The sequence below is a fragment of the Serratia sp. BNK-4 genome, assembly GCF_048685115.1.
GTDB classification, from domain to species: Bacteria; Pseudomonadota; Gammaproteobacteria; order Enterobacterales; family Enterobacteriaceae; genus Serratia; species Serratia bockelmannii.
Genome location: NZ_JBLQTM010000001.1, coordinates 3,492,410 through 3,512,018, shown reverse-complemented (window position 1 = coordinate 3,512,018; position 19,609 = coordinate 3,492,410). Strand labels below are relative to the sequence as shown.

11 protein-coding genes are annotated in these 19,609 nt (G+C 56.9%); 6 read left to right on the top strand and 5 right to left on the bottom strand.

Going from position 1 to position 19,609, the window contains the following annotated elements:
* Positions 1 to 86: 86 nt before the first annotated feature.
* The 3 genes from ACMGGW_RS16845 to ppk1 form a co-directional block, all read right to left on the bottom strand.
* Positions 87 to 269 carry a YfgG family protein gene (locus ACMGGW_RS16845; protein WP_004941600.1) on the bottom strand — a complete coding sequence of 61 codons (183 nt, stop codon included), beginning with the start codon at positions 267 to 269 and terminating at the stop codon, positions 87 to 89.
* Positions 270 to 448: 179 nt separating this feature from the next.
* Positions 449 to 1,999, bottom strand: coding sequence for an exopolyphosphatase (gene ppx / locus ACMGGW_RS16840; protein ID WP_025303850.1), 1,551 nt, complete (start codon positions 1,997 to 1,999; stop codon positions 449 to 451).
* A gap of 10 nt (positions 2,000 to 2,009) precedes the next feature.
* The gene (gene ppk1 / locus ACMGGW_RS16835) at positions 2,010 to 4,073 is read right to left on the bottom strand and encodes a polyphosphate kinase 1 (RefSeq protein WP_049204842.1); all 2,064 of its coding nucleotides are present in this window, start codon (positions 4,071 to 4,073) and stop codon (positions 2,010 to 2,012) included.
* Between the two features lie 396 nt (positions 4,074 to 4,469).
* Between ppk1 and ACMGGW_RS16830 the strand changes: the two genes are divergently transcribed.
* Genes ACMGGW_RS16830 through pstB form a run of 3 tightly spaced genes read left to right on the top strand, consistent with a single transcriptional unit; the run spans position 4,470 to position 9,128 of the window.
* A complete protein-coding gene (locus ACMGGW_RS16830; protein WP_197832435.1) occupies positions 4,470 to 6,641 on the top strand; it encodes an ABC transporter permease subunit in 2,172 nt (723 codons plus the stop codon).
* Entirely contained in the window at positions 6,638 to 8,287 is a 1,650-nt protein-coding gene (pstA, locus tag ACMGGW_RS16825; RefSeq protein ID WP_049209520.1) for a phosphate ABC transporter permease PstA, read from the top strand. Before ACMGGW_RS16830 ends, pstA begins: the two co-directional genes overlap by 4 nt.
* Before the next feature lie 28 nt (positions 8,288 to 8,315).
* On the top strand, positions 8,316 to 9,128 hold the full coding sequence (gene pstB / locus ACMGGW_RS16820; protein WP_019452422.1) for a phosphate ABC transporter ATP-binding protein PstB: 813 nt from the start codon (positions 8,316 to 8,318) through the stop codon (positions 9,126 to 9,128).
* 65 nt (positions 9,129 to 9,193) lie between these two features.
* On the opposite strand, the gene ACMGGW_RS16815 is transcribed toward pstB, so the two are convergent.
* Together ACMGGW_RS16815 and ACMGGW_RS16810 are read right to left on the bottom strand one after the other, a co-directional pair.
* Positions 9,194 to 9,685 carry a TIR domain-containing protein gene (locus ACMGGW_RS16815; protein ID WP_049296092.1) on the bottom strand — a complete coding sequence of 164 codons (492 nt, stop codon included), beginning with the start codon at positions 9,683 to 9,685 and terminating at the stop codon, positions 9,194 to 9,196.
* Complete coding sequence (locus ACMGGW_RS16810) at positions 9,682 to 11,136, bottom strand: SIR2 family protein (protein ID WP_049296091.1); 1,455 nt, start codon at positions 11,134 to 11,136, stop codon at positions 9,682 to 9,684. The genes ACMGGW_RS16815 and ACMGGW_RS16810 overlap by 4 nt, the downstream gene beginning before the upstream one ends.
* A 370-nt stretch (positions 11,137 to 11,506) precedes the next feature.
* On the opposite strand from ACMGGW_RS16810, the gene ACMGGW_RS16805 reads away from it, so the two are divergent.
* The 3 genes from ACMGGW_RS16805 to ACMGGW_RS16795 are packed head-to-tail and all read left to right on the top strand — an operon-like array spanning position 11,507 to position 19,569.
* Positions 11,507 to 13,174: a ShlB/FhaC/HecB family hemolysin secretion/activation protein gene (locus ACMGGW_RS16805; protein ID WP_197832436.1), complete on the top strand. Its 1,668-nt coding sequence runs from the start codon at positions 11,507 to 11,509 to the stop codon at positions 13,172 to 13,174.
* Positions 13,175 to 13,234: 60 nt separating this feature from the next.
* Positions 13,235 to 19,189, top strand: a complete 5,955-nt coding sequence (locus ACMGGW_RS16800) for a DUF637 domain-containing protein (RefSeq protein WP_420279521.1) — start codon at positions 13,235 to 13,237, stop codon at positions 19,187 to 19,189.
* A complete protein-coding gene (locus ACMGGW_RS16795) occupies positions 19,186 to 19,569 on the top strand; it encodes a hypothetical protein (protein ID WP_043140454.1) in 384 nt (127 codons plus the stop codon). Before ACMGGW_RS16800 ends, ACMGGW_RS16795 begins: the two co-directional genes overlap by 4 nt.
* The last annotated feature ends 40 nt before the right edge of the window (positions 19,570 to 19,609 follow it).

Here is a 19,609-nt window from a genome sequence, read left to right as displayed (position 1 = left end):
GCTCGGCGTTCCTGACGCAGGCTCATTAAAAGATAGAGCATAGCGAGTGCCGGAGTCATTTTTATGAAACGGACGGGGCGCGGCGGTTATTCAGAGGAGGCGTCCTGTTGCGGCGCGCTGACTTCGGCGGCGTTTTGCGCAGCGGCCTGCTTTTTTTCCTGATGATGAGGCACCGCCACCACGGCGGCGTACAGCAGTCGGCCGACTAAAATGATAAAGCTGATAAACAACACTATCTTCGTCATCTGTCCGGTGGTTTTCTTGCGCATATATCACCCGGTATGCCGGTGTCCTGTGTTATTCGCTCGAGAATTTGTAACCGGATTTTAGGCGCTGATGACAAAAGTTGTCCATTTTTTTCCGGCGGGCGGCGCGCCGTATTAGGGTTTCGTTTAGGTTGACGAGGCGGGCGGAAAGAAAAACCCCCTGGCTGGCAGGGGGCGGGGGATCAGGCGGAGCGCTGTTCGTCTTGCGAGCCTTCTTCGTCGATCAGCAGCTTCCAGCCGACGACGTCGTTCCAGTAGGCCTGCTCGCGCTCGAAGTCCAGCTGCACCAGGTTGTTTTGCGCCAGGTAGCCGGCCGGGAAGCGCAGCGTCCAGTGGTTGTCGTCGGTGGTCAGGCGCAGCGTTTCCGGCGTGGTGGTCGACTGGCGCTGGTTGTTGAGCAGGGTGCTCAGACGCAGCAGCTGGATCAGCGGCAGGTAGTGTTTCTTTTTGAACAGGTTGAGGCGCGGCAGCTCTTCCAGCTTGATCGCCTTGCGGTGGAAACGCACCAACGCCGCCAACAGCAGCTGCTGTTCCTGGTTAAAGCCAGGCAGATTGGAGTTTTGCAGAATGTAGGCCGAATGGCGATGCATGCCGCTGTGGTTGATGCTCAGCCCCACCTCGTGCAGCATGGCGGCCCATTTCAGCAGAGCTTCCAGCTGCGGATGCGCCAACTTGGTGTTTTGCGCCATCCACTGCGAGTAGAGCAGTTCGGTGGTTTCCAGCACCCGCTTGGCCTGTTCGCGGTCGATGTTGTAGTGATCGGCCAGACTCTTGGCGGTGCGGCTGCGGATGTCCTGGTGGCGGAAACGGCCTTCCATTTCATACAGCACGCCTTCGCGCAGCGCGCCGTCGGACAAGCGCAGATCGCGGATCGCCAGCGCGTCGAACACGCCGCACAGGATAGCCAACCCCGGCACGAATACCGATTGGCGGTCTTCCGACAGCCCCGGCAGGCTCAGCGAGCCGAAGCTTTTGAACTGCAGCACCTGTTCGGCGAGCATTTCCAGGCGTTCCAGGGTGATGAGACCGTCTTTTTCTCCCATCGCCACCAGCACTTCGTGGGCGGCCTTGATGGTACCCGAGGCGCCCAGCGCGTACTGCCAGCCCTGAATGCGGTACTGCCAGGCCAGCGTTTCCAGCTTCTGTGCCGCCGCCAGCCGCGCGCGGCGGAAGTTGTTTTTGCTGATCTCTCCGCCCGGGAAGAACAGCTGGGCGAAGCTGACGCAGCCCATGCGGCGGCTTTCCGCCAGCAGCGGCTCGAAGTCTTCGCCGATCACCAGCTCGGTGGAGCCGCCGCCGATGTCGATCACCAGCTTGCGGCCTTTCTCCGGCTGGGTGTGTTCCACGCCCATGAAGATCAGGCGCGCCTCTTCCTGACCGGCGATGATTTCGATCGGGTAGGGGATCACTTTGGCGGCGCGCTTGAGGAATACTTCGGCGTTCACCGCCTGACGCAGGGTGTGGGTCCCGACGATGGTGACGTTATCCGCCGGGAAGCCCTGCAGCCGTTCGGCAAACAGCGCCAGGCAGGCCAGGCCGCGTTCTATCGCCTCTTCACTGAGTACGTTGTTGCTGTCCAATCCGTCGGCGAGATGTACCCGTTGTTTCAAACGGCCCAATACCTGTAAAGCGCCGTTGACGACGCGGGCGATCACCATGTGGAAGCTGTTCGACCCGAGGTCGATGGCGGCGATTTCCTGCGGTTTGTTCGATGCAGTGTTTTTTAGCGGCATAGTTGCTGGCCTACTGTCCTGGTTGTTCCAGAGCTTTTAAATACTCGTAAATAGCCACCTGGGCGCGCACTTTGCGGCGGTTGCCGCGCGGCACGTACTGGTTGCTCAGTTCTTTATCCACATAACGGGCCTTGACCGTATCGCTGAACAGGATCTCCAGAATGTCCAGAACGCGCTGTTTCAGCGCCGGATCCAGCAGCGATACCGCCACTTCGATACGGTAATCTATGTTGCGGGTCATCCAGTCGGCGGAGGACAGATACACCCGTTTGTCACCTTTATTGTCGAAAACGTAAACCCGATCGTGTTCCAAAAAGCGATCGACGATGCTGATCACCTGAATATTGTCGCTGATCCCCGGCAGGTTGGGAATCAGGGAACACATGCCCCGCACCAGCAGGCGGATCTTCACGCCGGCGCCGGACGCGGTATATAACCGATCTACCAGTCCTTTATCCACCAGATTATTTATTTTCAACATAATGCCGGCCTGTTCCCCGGCCTGCGCGTTGACGATTTCGTTGTCGATCAGCTCATACAGCTTCAGGCGCGAGTTCTGCGGCGACACCATCAGGTTGTCGAAGGTGACCGGCCGGTAGGGGTTCTCGATAAAGTTGAATACCCGGCGCACCTCGTTGGTGATGCGTGAATCGGCGGTCAACAGCGAATAGTCGGTGTAGATGCGCGCGGTTTTTTCGTTAAAGTTGCCGGTGCCGATATGAGCATAGCGCACAATGTCATCGCCTTCACGGCGTGAAATCAGGAACAGCTTGGCGTGGATTTTCAGGCCCGGCGCGGAGAAGATCACGTGTACGCCGGCCTCGGTCAGGCGCTTCGCCCAGTGAATGTTGGCTTCTTCGTCGAAGCGCGCCTGCAGCTCGACCACCACCGTGACCTTCTTGCCGTTGTGCGCGGCGTGGATCATCGATTCGATGATGCGCGAATCTTTCGCCACTCGGTAGATGTTGATTTTGATCGCCAACACGCTCGGATCGAACGACGCCTGGCGCAGCAGCTCCAGCACGTGCTCGAAGGTGTGGTACGGGTAGTAGAGCAGCACGTCTTTTTCACGAATGGCGTCGAAGCCGTTGCGGAAACCGTCGAACCAGATGTGGCGCAGGCGCGGCAGCGGCTTGTTGACCAGATTGGCCTTGCCGACGTTCGGGAAACTGATGAAATCTTTGAAGTTGTGGTAGCGGCCACCGGCGATCACCGAATCGTAGTTGGAGATGCCCAGCTTGCCGCGCAGCAGTTCCACCATTTCGTTCGGCATGTCGCGCTGATAAACAAAGCGCACCGGCTCGGCGGTCAGGCGCTGTTTCAGGCTGGAGGACATCAGTTCCAGCAGGCTGGATTCCATTTCGGTGACCAGATCGTACTCCGCGTCGCGGGTCATTTTCATCGAATAGGCGTTGAGCGCATCGTAGTCGAAGAAGCCCTTGAAGATATCGTCTAGGCAGTAACGCAGAATGTTGTCCAGCAGGATCATTGGCTTACGGCGGCGCGGCGCTTCCGGCGGCAGATTGACGAAGCGCGGCACCTTGTCGGACGGGATCTCCAGCAGCGCATAGTCGGTGCGGGCGCCGCGGATGATCTCCACCGCCAGATAGGTGTAGTCGTCTTTCAGGAACTGCACCAGGTTGGTGTCGTGGTTGATCAGGATCGGCGTGATGTGCTGGCGCAGATGCTGTTTGAAATATTGCCGCAGCCAGATTTGCTGGTTCTCGGACACCTGGCGTTCGTTGATCAGGAAGATCTGGTTGCGGGCCATTTCCAGCAGCAGATCGTTGTACAGGCCGTCGAACTCCTGATCGGTTTTCAGCACCTTGGCCTGGATCTTTTTCAGCAGGTGGCGCGAGGAACCGGCGGAGCCTTGCTCTTCGCTGATCAGGATGCGCCGTTTGAGATCGGCGAAGCGGACTTTATAGAACTCGTCGAGGTTGTTGGAGTAAATGCCCAGAAAACGCATACGTTCAATCAGGGGATTGCTCTTATCTGCGGCTTCCTGCAACACGCGTTCATTAAAGGATAACCAGCTTAGTTCTTTTTCGATGTAGAGCTTTTCCTGACCCATTGCCACTCCAGTTCAAATTTAGAATAGGATCCGGGACGCAGCGCCCGGATGCCGCTCTAGTGTCCTTCATCATTATTGCGAGAGATTGACAGGAAAGTCCAACATATCCATTGCGTTGGCGCGCGGCGTTTTTCGGCGGCAATAAATTTTCCCCGCGGCGGGATGCTCGGCAGTAAAACGATCAGCATGAAATGACGGCTAGCAGGCTTATTCTTGGCGTTATAAAGCGTGTTTATGGTCATTTTTCAGCAATATATCAAATTCATATTGTCTGTTGGCAGTGTAAAAAACCTGGGTTGAGTCGGGTAACTTTGTCATGCAAACGTCATAAAACTGACATAAGATGCCCGGTTATCTTACGGCGTAAGCCCGATTACATCAGCGACAGCGAGACACATGACACAGACGACGGCCAATCAACATCCCCGAGATCGCATGCGCGGGCGCATCGACCGCGGCGTGCAGGCGGCAGTGACCGCCAGCGGGCTGATGGTGCTGATGACGTTGATGCTGATCTTCGTTTATCTGCTGTTTGCGGTGCTGCCGCTGTTCAAACCGGCCTCGCTTGGGCAGGCTCAGCCGCTGCCGATCGCGGTGTCGGCCCCGGCGCTGGCGCTGGGCATGGACGTGCAGCAGCGCGTGGGTTATCGCATCGACGCGCAGGGCGCGGGGCAATTTTATCGTCTGACGCCGGCGCCGAGCGGCCAGGCCCAGACGCCGCTGGTGCAGCAGACGCTGCTGGCCAAACCGGCGCTGCTCGCGCAGGCTGCCGGAGAGCGCGATCTGTTTGCGCTGGCGCAGGCCAACGGCCGGTTGGTGGTGGCACGCGCGGACTTCGCGACGGCGGAAAACGGCCGGCCGCAGTGGCAGTTCCCGCTTGGGCAACAGCCATTGGCGCTGGATCCGCAGAACAAACCGCTGAAACTGCTGTCGTTGGCGGATGCGCATCGCGGGCAGTATCTGTTGGCCGGGGTGACCGACGATCGGCGCCTGGTGTTCGGCCGCTTCAGCCCCGACCGGTCGCCGCAGTTCAGCGAGCGTCCGCTGGAGCACGACGAGGAGCAACTGGTGCTGACGCCGGATGGCCGCCAGCTTTACCTGCTGACCGGCAACCGGCTGGCGCGTTATCAGATCGACGGCGCGCAGCTGCAGCTGCGTGAAACGCGTACCCTTGGCGAACATGCCCCGTATCAGATGACGGCGCTGCCCGGCGGCAGCGCGCTGCTGATCAAGGGCGCCGACGGCAATCTGCGCGAGTGGTTCGAAGTAGAAAAAGAGCAGCGCTGGCGCCTGACGCCGGTGCAGCATTTCGATCACGGTGCTGACGGGCAGGAGCTGACGGTGGCCGAGCCTTACCGCCGTGTGTTCGCCACTCTGCGGCCCGATGGCGGCTTCTCGTTATTTTCCGCCATTCAACCGCAGCCGCTGCTGAATACCCGTTTGGGCGCCGAGGTGCGGCAGATGGCGTTCGCGCCGCGCGGCGATGGTCTGCTGCTGGAGAGCGCGCAGGGCTGGCAGCGCTATGCGCTCGACAACCCGTATCCGGACGTCACCTGGCGTTCGCTGTGGGGCAAGGTGTGGTATGAGAACTACCCGCAGCCGGCCTACGTCTGGCAGTCCACCTCCGGCGAAGACAGCTACCAACCCAAATTCAGCCTGATGCCGGTGATCTTCGGCACCTTCAAGGCGGCGGCTTACGCGATGCTGTTCGCCATACCCTTGGCCTTGGCCGGCGCCATCTATACCGCTTACTTTATGACGGCGGGGCTACGGCGGGTGATCAAACCGGCTATCGAAGTGATGGGCGCGCTGCCGACGGTGGTGATCGGGCTGGTGGCAGGCATCTGGCTGGCGCCGATCATCGAGCAGTATCTGTTGGCGGTGCTGGCGTTGCCGCTGTTGCTGGCGGCGGCGGTGTTGCTGTGCGGCGCGTTGACCCATCGTTTTATGCCGCGCTGCCGGCCGGGCGTCGATCTGCTGTTGCTGTTGCCGCTGCTGGCGTTGACGGTGTGGCTGGCGTTCAGCCTGGGGCCGTGGCTGGAGGTGGCGCTGTTTGGTGAGCCGTTGCATTTCTGGCTGGGGGATAATTATGACCAGCGTAATGCGCTGGTGGTGGGCGTGGCGATGGGCTTCGCGCTGGTGCCGATCATCTTCTCGCTGGCAGAGGACGCGCTGTTCAGCGTGCCGGCCACCCTGAGCCAGGGCTCTTTGGCGCTGGGCGCCACCCAATGGCAGACGGTGATCAAGGTGGTGCTGCCTTCCGCCAGCGCCGGCATTTTCTCCGCGCTGATGATCGGCTTTGGCCGCGCGGTGGGGGAAACCATGATCGTGCTGATGGCTACCGGCAACACGCCGATTATCGACGGCAGCCTGTTCCAGGGGCTGCGCGCGCTGGCGGCCAACATCGCCATTGAAATGCCGGAGGCGGTTTCCGGCAGCAGCCATTACCGCGTGCTGTTCCTGACTGCGCTGGTGCTGTTTGTCTTCACCTTCGTGTTCAACACGCTGGCGGAGGCGGTGCGCCTGCGGTTGCGTAAGCGTTACACGCCGAATCAGGAGGCGCCATGAAGAGCTGGGTGAAGAGTGGGTCGCCGTGGGTGTGGCTGACCGCCGGTTCGGTGGCCGTCAGCCTGTTGGCGCTGATCGGCATTCTGCTACTGCTGGCCGGGCAGGGGATGCGCTATTTCTGGCCGAGCCCGGTTTATCAGTTCGAACTGAATCAGAACGGCGCTGGGCCGGTGACGGTGATCGGTGAGTTGTACCAGCAACAAAGCATTTCCCGGCGCCAACTGGCCGAGGCGGGCGTCACGCCGCCGGGCGAGGCGCAGAACGTCGAACGTTATCTGATTAAGGTCGGCAACCGCGAACGCGAGGGGCAGGATTTCCGCACCTTGCTGGCCAGCGATATCCGCAGCCAAAGCACGCCGCGCAGCCTGCTGGTGCTGGAACGCGACAGCCACGGCACCGCTTACGGCTATCTGGCGGGGCTGCTGGAAGACGGGCAACCACTGACCGGCCGCAATCTGGGGCAGGCGTTGCAGCAGCGCCTGCCGCAAATCGCCGCGCTCTCGCGCCAGGCGCACGACATTCAATTCCGCGACATGGCGCGCATCAATCAGCAGTTTGACGCGCTGCGGCTGCGGGAAAAGCGCCTGCAGCGCGACGATAAGCTGGACGCCCGCGCACAGGACGCCATCAAGGCCGAACGGCTGGAGCTGCAGCGGCAGTATCAGCTGTTGTCCGAACGTCTGGCGGGGCTGAACCGCGATCGCCAGCGCGACGCGTTGCTGCTGCGCGACATGCACGGGCAGACGTTGACCATTCCGCTCAGCCAGGTGCGCGATGCCTGGTACCCGAACGCCATGAGCACCACCGAGAAGCTGACGCACTGGGGCGAGCAGGTGAAGAAGTTTCTCACCGACAGCCCGCGCGAGGCGAATACCGAAGGCGGGGTGTTCCCGGCTATTTTCGGTACGGTGTTGATGGTGATCCTGATGTCGATCGTGGTGATGCCGTTTGGCGTGATCGCGGCGCTGTATCTGCACGAATATGCCGGCAATAATCTGCTGACGCGGGTGATCCGCATCGCGGTGGTCAATCTGGCCGGCGTGCCCTCGATCGTCTACGGCGTCTTCGGCCTCGGCTTTTTTGTTTATATGATCGGCGGCACGCTCGATCAGCTGTTCTATCCTGAATCTTTGCCCAACCCGACCTTCGGCACGCCCGGCGTGCTGTGGGCGGCGCTGACGCTGGCGCTGCTGACGCTGCCGGTGGTGATCGTCGCCACCGAGGAAGGGCTGTCGCGCATTCCCGCCTCGCTGCGGCAGGGCTCGATGGCGCTGGGCGCCAGCCGGGCCGAGACGCTGTGGCGCATCGTGCTGCCGATGGCGGCGCCGGCGATGATGACCGGCCTGATCCTGGCGGTGGCGCGCGCCGCCGGGGAGACCGCGCCGCTGATGCTGGTGGGGGTCGTGAAATCGGTGCCGGTGCTGCCGGTGGACGAGATTTTCCCGTATCTGCACCTGGAGCGGAAGTTCATGCATTTGAGCTTCCAGATCTACGATATGGCATTCCAGAGCCCGAGCGTAGAGGCGGCCCGGCCGCTGGTGTTCGCCACCGCCTTCTTGCTGGTGACGATCGTGGTGAGTTTGAATCTGGCGGCGATGGGCATCCGCCATTCGTTGAGGGAGCGGTACCGAGCATGGTCGCAGTAACAATGACGCTATTTTTGGGGAGTGCGTAATGGGTTTGATGACGCCAGGTAGTTTGCCCCGGCTGGATGTCCAGCATCTCGACGATGAACAGACCGCGCTGGCGGTCAACGGCCTGAACCTGTTTTATGGTGACAAACAGGTGCTGCACGATATTTCGCTGCGTATCCCGAAACATCGGGTGACGGCCCTGATCGGCCCTTCGGGCTGCGGCAAATCGACGCTGCTGCGCTGTTTCAATCGCATGAACGATCTGGTGGACAACTGCCGCATTGAGGGCGATCTGCAGCTGAACGGCGCGGCGATCTCCGGCGCGCAGATCGACGTGGCGGCGCTGCGGCGGCGGGTGGGCATGGTGTTCCAACGGCCGAACCCGTTCCCGAAATCGATCTATGAAAACGTGGTGTACGGCCTGCGGCTGCAGGGCGTGCGCGACCGGCGCTTGCTGGATGAAGCGGTGGAGCGTTCACTGCGCGCCGCCGCGTTGTGGCATGAGGTAAAAGACCGGCTGCGCGAAAATGCGTTCCGCTTGTCCAGCGGCCAGCAGCAGCGCCTGGTGATCGCGCGCGCCATCGCCATCGAGCCGGAAGTATTGCTGCTCGACGAGCCGACCTCGGCGCTCGATCCGATCTCCACGCTGACCATCGAAGAGCTGATTTCCGCACTCAAGCAGCGCTATAGCGTGGTGCTGGTGACGCACAACATGCAGCAAGCGGCGCGCGTCTCCGACTACACCGCCTTTATTCATCAGGGGCGGCTGGTGGAGTACAACGACACCGACGCCATTTTCACGTCGCCGCGCCAGCGCCGCACCGAGGATTATATTACCGGGCGGTATGGTTGAGGCCGTTTGGGCTATGAACAAACGAAAGGCTGCACAACCGTGCAGCCTTTTGTCTATCAGGGGCGTCAGTAATTTTTACGAATGCGGATCGCTTCTTCTACCCACTCAGCCAAATTGTCTTTTATATGGTTATAGACATTGGTGCTGGTCGAATAAGGCGGATCATAGGCTTTGGCGATTGTGGAAAGCTTTGCGTCACCCAGCTTGATGTGATCCAACGGGTTTTTACCTTTCGTGGTTTGGTCGCCGGCGCTGTCTTTCAAATTGTGTATATACACCACCAGCACGCCCATGCCTTTTTTCCAAGCCTCGCATATTTCGAAATTAATCCATTTGCGATCAGCGGTATCTTTACCGGCGAGAATCACGGCGCAGCTGCGATTGTCCAACTGGCCCTTGATCCAAGCGGCGATGGCGGCGTCACCGCCTTTTTTCACTTCCTCCCAATCGTTATCCGTGGCTGGCCGGTTACCTTCCAGCGAGCCCATTTCGCGTACCTGAGAAGCGCGCCAGTTGTCCGGCTCATAATGGAAACTGTAAAAACATTTTCTGGTCATCGGGGGTTATCCTTAGTAATGATATCGATAAGCGCCAACAGGCTTTTTTTCTTCTCCGCCAGGCTGCCCGGTTCGTTAAGCTGATCCAGCAGATTCATGGCGGCGGGGTTGCGGTAGTAGAGGGTTTCTTTCATCTCCTCCTTGATTTTTCGGTAGATCTCGGCAGATGCGCTGCCGGTACAACCGATAGGAATGCAGACGCAGCCTTGTTCCGTGGCGATCTGGAACTCTTTCAATAAACCGTCGGCCAGCACGTATTCGCCTTCGGCGTTGCGTTTGTTGCCGAACAAAAAGATTGCGATGCCGCTGAGCGAAATCATGTTCTGACGGTATTCGTGCCAAAGTGCCGGTAGGGTAATGCCGCCGCTGGCGAATTGGGGGAAAGGACGCAGCACCAGCTGGCTTTCGCTGATTTTTCCTTGGCTGTCGTAAATGGCTTCCAATGCGCCGTTGATCACCGCTGTGCCTACGCCCCAGCCGAAACCGTTGACGATGCGATACTGTTTGTGGATAAGCAGGCGCGCCAGACGATGTATGAACTGGATGGACTCTTCACGGGCATAGGGCTGGTAGTTGTCGGCGCTGCCGGAGATAAACACCGTGCTTTTCTTGAACTGCGTTTCGATGGCATACAGCAGGTCAGTGATTTGCCGATAGTCATCCACCAACAGCGTTTGAATGCCGTAACGGCGCAGATCGTTAATCATCAAGCCTTGTTTGCGGCTGTTGTAATCGCAAGACGCCTGATCCTCGCTGCCGCTGTCGCCGAGCTGGACGCGCCGCATGATGCAGTAGTGGTTTCTCTGCCCTTCGCCGTACTGTGCGTAAAGGCGGCTCAATACATATTGCAGGTTGGGGTCTTCAAAGCTGAAACCGATAAACAGGAAGGTTTTGGCAGTCAGCTCCGCCATCAGCATGTTGATAAAAGGAAGGTGTGTACGGGAGTAAGTTTCGTATTGTTCGCGGGTGATAATCGCCTGGTTGGGATTTCTATAGTCACCATGCATTTTATATAAAACAACATCACGTTTATGAATGTTATTAGTCAGGCTTTCCGGCGTGGTTTTGACGTCGCAGACGCGATTATAACGGGCATAGGTTTTTTCAATCAGGTCGTCGTAGTTAGTGGTCCAAAGTGACGCTATCGGTAATCTGGCGATAATCCGGTGGTTTTCTGTTTCTTCCGCCTGTTCAGCGAATTCTGTAATTATTTTTTGATTTATCTTATGTCTGTTGCCTTTTTCATTGAGGTGATATTGCGCCAGAGAAATAAGATCGCTCTCTTTTTCGATATCCAGCTCCAGTTCATAAGCGATATCGCCGATAAGCTCTTTCCAGCTAACGAAACCGGCGGGGATGGACAGCCCGGCGCCGGCAAACAGCGCAGCGCTGCCGGCTTTGATATCATTAACGTAATCTCGAATAAACAGTTCTATATCACGGTTAAACATGAGGCTATTCCCGATATTGTTTTTCTTTATTGGTTAATTAATAACTATGTTTTTTATGAATTAATTATGCGAATAGAACGACCAAGATAAAATGACGAGTTAACTTTGTAAACTCTGCTTGTTTGTTTTTGTCGATATTGAATGTGTTATTTTAATATTGAATTTATTTGCTCTTATTATTTGTTTTTTTAATTTTAATATTAATTAAATGCACTCTGGGTAATAAGACACGGTGGTTGTGGCATATCTGCATTTTTTGTCACATTGTGACTTTGATTAAATGGAAGTGATTCTCATTATCGTTGATTTGCGGCGTAAATTGTATATACTTCGCTAAGGTATGTAAGTTAACGTAAATGGATGTGTTTAAATGTGTGCATGGAAGCTGAGGATTTGGCCTGTGCTCTTGGCGTTTTGCAGCTCTGCGTGGTGCGCGGAAATCACCAGCCCTGCTGACCGCGACAGCATTACCCAACAGCAGAAAACGTTGCTGGAACAGGCGCAGCAGCAACGCGAGGCGCTGCAAAATAGCGTTGAACTGCCGGCGTTACCGCTGCCTGAGCCGGCCGCCGCAGGGGCGGTTTGCCAAACGGTGCGGCAGATCGTTTTTCAGGGCGCCGAACATCTTTCCTGGTCGGTAAAAGAAAGCCTGGCGCGCCCGTATCAGGGGCGTTGCCTGACGCTGGAGCACATCAACCGCCTGGTGCGCGAAACCACCAATGCTTATTTGCAACGCGGCTATGTCACCTCGCAGGCCTGGCTGCAGGAGCAGGATATTTCCCGCGGCGTGTTGATCGTCAGCGCCAGCGAGGGGCGAATCGAGTCCATCACGCAGAGCGGCGAACAGACGCCGGCGTTGAAGATGGCGTTCCCCGGTCTGGTTGGTGGCATATTGAATCTGCGCGATATCGAGCAGGGCATGGAGCAGCTCAACCGGCTGGCTTCGCAGCAGGTGACTATCGATATCCAACCTGGCGAGCAACCCGGCTTTTCCAACGTGGTTTTGCTGCGTGGCGCCACGCGCACACCGGTCTCTTTCTCTTTCGGCGCCGATAACAGCGGCCAGAAAAGCACCGGCACCGGGCAGATGAATGCCGGCGTGGTGCTGGACAACCCGCTGCGCCTGGCCGACCAGTGGTCGCTCTCCGCAGCGCGCAATAACGATTTCAGCCCGCATCATCGCAGCCGCAGCCTGAACGGCAGCGTCACCTTACCCTATGGCTATTGGCTGTTCAGCTACCAGTACGCCTGGAACGATTTTTTCCAGCAGGTGCCATTCAACGGCGCGGCTTACCGCTATCAAGGCAATAACCAGACCCAGCGTTTGGGCGCCAACCGCACGTTGCTGCGGGATGGCAAACGCAAGCTGGCCGTCGATATCGGGCTGGCGCGGCGCACCACGGAAAATAAGCTGGCGGGTGAACGGTTGGGCGTCAGCAGCCCGACGCTCAGCATTGCCAGCCTGGGCCTCAATTACAGCGCGGTCGCGGGCGGCGGCTATATGACGCTGAACCCGACGGTAAGCCGCGGGCTGCGCATGCTGGGCGCCACCGCCGACGATCCGGAGCGCGACGGAGCGCCGCGCAGCGAGTTCCGCAAGCTTGGCCTCGGCGCCAGTTATTTCTATCCGCTCGCACCCTCCCTCTACTACCTGACCTCGGCCTATGGGCAAACCAGCGCAGACAACCTGTATGCCGGGGAGCGCATTTCCATCGGCGGGCAATACTCGGTGCGTGGCTTTAAAGAGCAGTACCTGACCGGTAATCGCGGCGCCTACTGGCGCAATGAACTCAACTGGCAATGGCAGACCTTGCCGAGGCTGGGGGAGCTTTCTTTGACCGGCGCGTTAGACGCCGGCTGGCTGCAGGGGCGCGCCGGGCAGATAGACGGCGGCAGCGTCGTCGGGGCGGCGCTGGGCGCCACGCTAAGCGGCCGCTGGTTCAATCAGGCGGTCACCGTCGGTAAACCGCTGACGCACCCAGACAGCCTGCAACCGGATCGTTGGGTGGCCTACTGGCAAGCCACCGTCACGTTATAACGCCAGCACACAGCAGGAGCGCCTCGGCGTTCAAAACAACATCCTTTCGAAGGAATGAATATGGATAAGCTCAATCATCCGCTGGCGCGGGGCGCCAGCTATTTGCTGATCTACCTGACGGCTTTCCAGCCGTTGCACCCGGCGTTCGCCGCCGGCATTACCGCCGCTAACGGCAATACGCAGGTGGTTATCAAGCCGGGCAACGTACCGGTGGTGAATATCGCCACGCCGAACGGTGCGGGCATCTCCCACAACACCTATAAAGATTTCAACGTTGGGCCACAGGGTGCCGTATTGAATAACGCCACGCACGGCGGCAAAACGCAGCTGGGCGTGGAGATCTACAGCGCGCAGGGCAACACCTACCTGAAGGGAAAACCGGCGGAGTTGATCATCAATGAGGTGATCGGCGGCAGTCGTTCCGAGTTGCAGGGTAAACTCGAGGTATTCGGCAACAAGGCCAACGTGATGATCGCCAACCCGAATGGCATCACCTGCGACGGCTGCGGCTTTATCAACGCGCCGGGCGTGACGCTGACCACCGGCAAACCGCAGTTCGACAAGCAGGGCGCGCTGGAAGCGCTGGAGGTGAAAAAAGGCGGCGTCACCATCGGCGGTAAAGGGCTGGACGGCAGCGGCGCCGACTATGTCGATATCATCAGCCGCGCCACCGAGTTGAACGGCAAAATCAATGCACAAAATCTGTCGCTGACTCAGGGCGCCAACCGCATCAGCTTCAAGGACGGCAGCATCAAACCGATCGCCGGTGAAGGCGCTAAGCCCCAACTGGCCGTGGATACCAAAGCGCTGGGCGGCATGTACGCCAACAAAATCCGCCTGGTGGCCAACGAGGATGGGGTGGGGGTGAACCTGAAAGACCTCACCAGCAAACAGCGGGATATTACGCTGAGCATTAACGGTAACCTGGTGCTTAACGGCACCACGCACAGCAAGGATGACCTCAATGTCAGTGCCAAGGGATTGCACATTACGCGGGGTACTGTCGTGCAGGCGGACGGCAACGCCACGCTGGCAGCAACGACGCTGGTGAATGACGGGCAAACCAGCACCAGCGGCGATATGCGCATCTTCGGCGACCATATCCGCAACGCCGGGGAAAACGCCAAGCTGCACGCCAATAAAAATATGTGGATCCAAAAGGATGCGCAGGGCAACAAGGCTAAATCCGTCGAGAACCGTTCGGCGAAAATCCTGACCAACAGCGGCGATTTAGTGATACGCACGGAGAGTTTGAACAACGTTCGCCAGCAGTTCGCCATTTCCTCCAACAACGCGCCGAAGGACAACAAGGATATCGATCGTTGGTTGGCTGATGGTGTGTACGAGGGGCAATTCGATTACCAATTTTTTGATTATTTGGCGGACTTTGAAGATAAAAATTTCACCTGGTTGGGACACGTCGATTTCAAAAAAACGCCCTGGGTTAACAGTGAACGCGCGCGTTTTACCGTAGTGACCGACAGCCGTCCCGCAGAAATCATTTCAGGGAAGAATGCCTACATTAATGCGTCGGAGCTTTGGAACCACGTCAGCACAATAAAAGCGACTAACGATCTGATTTTAACTGGTAATAATCTGGGCGTGCGCAGTGAAATGACGGGGGACATGAACGACTATGCACTGTTCGAACCGAAGGTGCCGAATCCTAACGTTGTTCTGGGACATAAATGGCAGGATCAGAAATCGTCGATCCCGGAATATGTCATTTATGTCAGAAAAGGCGGGCAAAAGAGCTGGTCGGCTTCTGGCTATCCGGCCTCAGCCATGTTGGCGGGCGGCAATTTGGTTGCGGATTTTAAAAATCAGATAGAAATTAAAACTTCGACGCCGGAGGGAAATCAGCTTAGTGAGGTGGTGGCTTCGGGACGGCCTGACTCACTGGTAGCTCACAACATTGTGCTGCATGCGGGACGTGTTATCAGTACCGATAAAATAAACGCGCGTAACGACCTGACTGTGGTTGCCGATGATGTGTTTTACACCGACGGTGCTGAGCTAACTGCGGGCAAGAGTCTGAACGTTGCAGCAGTGAATGAGCTGGATGCCCGTCAAAGCTATCTGAAGGGACATCATGTCACTTTGACCAGCCGCAACGGCAACGTCAAAGTGCACACTGTACCTAGCCCACGCTATTTCGGCGTCGATGGTGCCCGCTGGCTGAGCCAATTGAATGCTGCCGGGGACTTAACCTTAAATGCCGGGCAAGGTATTTATCTACGTAACACGCACTTCGCGCCGCAAAGCCAAAATATTGCAATGACGGCGAACGGCACTGTTTCGATTGTCAGAAATGACGAGGCGTTGAATAACGATCGTTTAGCGCAGAATTTATCTCCTGAACAACGACAAACGCAGTTCAACCAACTGCTAAATGCCGGACAGTTGAACGCCAGTGGTTCAGTGCTGCTCAACAGCGGCGGTTATCTGGCGTTGCGCGGGACGCACATTAAAGCAGGTAAAGATGTCACGCTGTTGGCCGGCCATAATGCCGATCTGAACTATCGCGAATTGGGGGAGCAATTTAGTCGCTTGTTCCCCTCTTCCCGCACGCCTGAACTGGGTAGCCGGGTACACGCCGGCGGCAATTTACTGATTAACTCGGCCCGCGACATAGGCACCCAGGGCGGCGCGCTTTCCGCCAACGGTAATATCACGCTGCTGGCCGGGCAGAATCTATGGTTGTCGAACCTGGCCTATTCCGCCATTGATGCCGCTAACGACAACAACAAAGACGACCGCCATGTGGTCACTACCCTCAGCGCCGGGAAAAACCTGACCGCGTCGGCGAATAACCAACTGCTGACTTACGGCGCCAGGCTGACTTCCGGCGCCAACATGACGTTGACCTCCGGCGGCGATATGCGCTTCGAGGCGGTGCAAAACCACACTTACCGCGAGAGCGGCAACGAGTTCACCGAAACCCGTACCCAGCAAGGTACCGAGCTGAATGCCGGTGGCCTGATGACGGTGATTGCCGGCGGCAGCATTCTATTCCAGGCGACCAAGCTGGTGGTTAAAGGATTAGGAGCGAACTGGAAATCGCCGGTGGCGGTGACGGATTGGGGGAGTCGTATTGCGTCGGCGGAGCAGGCGGTTAGAAATGCAGAGCAAAATGTCAATCAAAAACAGAATGTGCTGAACAACGTTAGAAATACGCCTGAAGGCTTGTTACTCGATAATCCAGCTCAGCATCCTATTTCATACAAGCACAGTAGTTCTGTAACGATACCGGGCACGGGGACTTATCACCTCGATATGGGGAATATTGAAATAAAAACCCGTTCAGATCTGGATAGATTGCTTAATGAGGGAGGAAAGGCATTTGACCCATTCCCTTATGGTGTCGATCCTGCGGAAACATCCGGTGATGGTTATGAGATTGCGCTGGCAATTCGAAAAAAGACGATAGATGAATATGAAAATTTGCGTCAACGCATAATCAAAAAAAAGAATGAGATATACGCAGCCCAACAAGCATTGAATTCTGTTGATAGTGAAAAGGTAAACGCAAATAGGAAATTAGTTAGCGTTCGACAGGAAGCCCAAGCTAAACATGCGGAAGAAACAAGGCTGAAAGCCTATGCCGACGCCCACAACCAGGCCGAAGCCATGCGTGTCGGCAATATGGATATAGCCGCCAAGGGTGGCTATCTCTACGCCCAGGCGATGGAGGAGTCCAGCCACTACGAGAAAAAGGAAACCAAGCGCAAATGGTGGGGTAAGAAAACCGAGGTTAAGCAGACCCGCCATGACGTGACCAACAAGGTCACCGAGTTTACCGCCGCAGGCAATATCACGCTGATGAGCCGCGACGACAGCACCTATGAAGCCAGCAAAATCGCCGCCGGGCAAAACGCGCGCCTGACCAGCTCCCGTGGCCAGGTTAACTTCCGTGCGGTGAAAAACACCTCTTTCGAACAGACCGTCAGCAATTCGAAAGGCTTCTTTATCAAGCAGGCCAATAAAGGCTACGAAGACAATAAGTGGGTGCTGCCGAGCATTCATACCGGTGGAGCCCTGACCGTGGAAGCCGCCAAGGGCGTCAGCGCCGATGTGAAGGTGAAAAACGGGCAGGCGCTGCAAAGCGCCATCGACGCCTTGGGCAATACGCCGGGCACCACCTGGGTCAAAGATCTGAACAAGCGCAACGACGTGCAGTGGAGCAAGGTCAAAGACGCTTACGACAGCTGGGATTACAAAAGCCAGCACCTGAACCCGGCGGTGGCGGCGGTGATCGCCATTGCGGCCGCGGCGGTGACCGCGGGCAGTTCATTGGCGGCTACGGCGGCTTCCAGCGTTTCCGGCGCCGTAGGCGGCGGGGCGATAACCAGCGGCGCAGTCACCGCTGGTATGTCTTCTTTGGCCTCTCAGGCGGCGGTGGCGCTGGTGGAGAATCAGGGCAACCTGTCGAAAACCCTGCAGGCGTTGGGCCGAAATGAAAACGTCAAAGCGACCGCCACGGCGATGGCGATCGGCGGCGCGCTCAATGGCTTCGACAGCGCGATGGGCTGGAGCAAGGACGCGGCGGGCAAACCGCTTAACCCGAACAACGTCAAACTGCCGCAGCTGAGCAACGGTGACTGGAGCAAGGTGGCGCAGCGGGTGGCCGGGCAGTCGGTCATCAGCTCCAGCCTGAATACCGCCATTAATGGCGGCAGTTTCAAAGACAACCTGACCAATGCGCTGCTGGCGAACATCGGCAGTCAGGTTCAGGCCGAGGGCGTCAACCTGATTGGGGATAACGGTCAGGTTCTCGATATACCGGGCCGGGCCGTAAGCCATGCCGTTCTGGCGGGCGTGGCCGCAGAAATCGGCAAGGGCAATGCCAAAGGCGCGGCGGCCGGGGCGCTGGCGGCGGAGCTGGCCGGGGTGATCATCAATGATAATCTGGTCAGAAGTGAAGGTTGGCAAGAGCGTCAGGCTCAGATCAGCCGCGTAGCGGGCGCCTTTGCAGGGGCCATCGTAACTGCCAAAGCCGCAGGTGCCACCAGCGGTGCAAATGCGGGGGAGTTTGTCGAACGCTTCAATCGACAGCTGCATCAGGAAGAACTCAACGCGATTAAAGAGTTGGCTAAGGGCGACAAGGAAAAAGAAGCGCGTCTGATGGCGGCTTCATGCCGAAAAGTAGCTTGCACCACGCAAGAGGCGTTGAGCTCAGACGAACGCAAGCAGTTTGAAGCCCTGATGAATAAGTACCCGTCAACGCGGGATGAAGACGGTCTCATCGCCAACTACTGGGTACAAAAAGAGCGTCAGCGCTTCGGCAACTATCCGGCGTTTGCCGGCTATGACAGCGAAAAGTTATTCACGTATGATTTGGGCGACCAGATAACCGACGGCCAGCTGTTTGCTCGCAACCAGCAGATAGAACAAATCAGCAAGTTGACTGGGTGGTCGCCGGACTGGGTGAATGCCTCGGTGATGGCGGTCTCTATTGCCAGCACATTTGCCGGTATGGGTAAAGCAAACGTCGGCAACCAATACCTGTCATCCAAATTGGTAGGCCCAACCAGCGCCTGGAAAGGGTATCTGGTCAATGAGAAGACCGTTCAACAGGCGGCTGCGTTCAGGCAGCAAGTGCTGGATGCTAGGGCGCCATTTGCGGAAAAAATCCGAAAAAAAGGAAATGCAGCTGTTGCACAAATCGATGTTCCTGGTATGCCGAAAACACTTGCGGCACACAGCAGGATAGCTAAAGCAGAAAAAAGTTTCATAGGTGATGGAAACCAAAACTTTAAATATGAAACCATTAAAAGTTCTGATGGTATCCTCATATCTAGGAATACAGATTCAGAGTACAAAATTCTGGACAACCTGGCTGATAAGTTAGGTAACAATGTATCAGCTGAGGGGAGAGTCACCATTTTCACTGAACGTGCTGCATGTGATAGCTGCTTGGGTGTCGTAGAACAATTTCAGAAAAAATACCCTGGAATAAAAGTAGAGGTTCTCGACAATAACGACGTAATGCTGATCCCTGGGAGATTGAAATGATGGATGAAGAACGCATGACTTATGAAGAATTGCGAGCTGAGTATTTAGATTGCTTTTATAGCTGTTGTAGAAGTCACATTAATGCTTTTAATAAAAATGGTACGACCTGGGAGTACGGTATTGAAGAAATAGGGTATGCATCTTATCAATACGAAAATGCACAGTTATCGCCTGTGGAAATGTTAATGCTGAAAGTGTTTACACTCATCCTTATAGCCGGTAGAGGGCCAAAAGATGTTGAGAATAATTACCGAAACTCAATTTCTTCCATTTTGGAAAAAACAAACCTTGAATCTCTAATTCAAGGTATTGGCGAAGATGAAAAAAGCGATTTGCTTTATGATATGGAGTTGCTTGGATTGCTTGAGAAGCCTGAGTAACCTCACCGCTCCCAACAGTTTGAGGTTAGGCACGCTTTGC

Coding starts and splice junctions, on each gene's coding strand:
- ACMGGW_RS16845 (WP_004941600.1), bottom strand. CDS start 269: ATGCGCAAGAAAACCACCGGACAGATGACGAAGATAGTGTTGTTTATC.
- ppx (WP_025303850.1), bottom strand. CDS start 1,999: ATGCCGCTAAAAAACACTGCATCGAACAAACCGCAGGAAATCGCCGCC.
- ppk1 (WP_049204842.1), bottom strand. CDS start 4,073: ATGGGTCAGGAAAAGCTCTACATCGAAAAAGAACTAAGCTGGTTATCC.
- ACMGGW_RS16830 (WP_197832435.1), top strand. CDS start 4,470: ATGACACAGACGACGGCCAATCAACATCCCCGAGATCGCATGCGCGGG.
- pstA (WP_049209520.1), top strand. CDS start 6,638: ATGAAGAGCTGGGTGAAGAGTGGGTCGCCGTGGGTGTGGCTGACCGCC.
- pstB (WP_019452422.1), top strand. CDS start 8,316: ATGGGTTTGATGACGCCAGGTAGTTTGCCCCGGCTGGATGTCCAGCAT.
- ACMGGW_RS16815 (WP_049296092.1), bottom strand. CDS start 9,685: ATGACCAGAAAATGTTTTTACAGTTTCCATTATGAGCCGGACAACTGG.
- ACMGGW_RS16810 (WP_049296091.1), bottom strand. CDS start 11,136: ATGTTTAACCGTGATATAGAACTGTTTATTCGAGATTACGTTAATGAT.
- ACMGGW_RS16805 (WP_197832436.1), top strand. CDS start 11,507: ATGTGTGCATGGAAGCTGAGGATTTGGCCTGTGCTCTTGGCGTTTTGC.
- ACMGGW_RS16800 (WP_420279521.1), top strand. CDS start 13,235: ATGGATAAGCTCAATCATCCGCTGGCGCGGGGCGCCAGCTATTTGCTG.
- ACMGGW_RS16795 (WP_043140454.1), top strand. CDS start 19,186: ATGATGGATGAAGAACGCATGACTTATGAAGAATTGCGAGCTGAGTAT.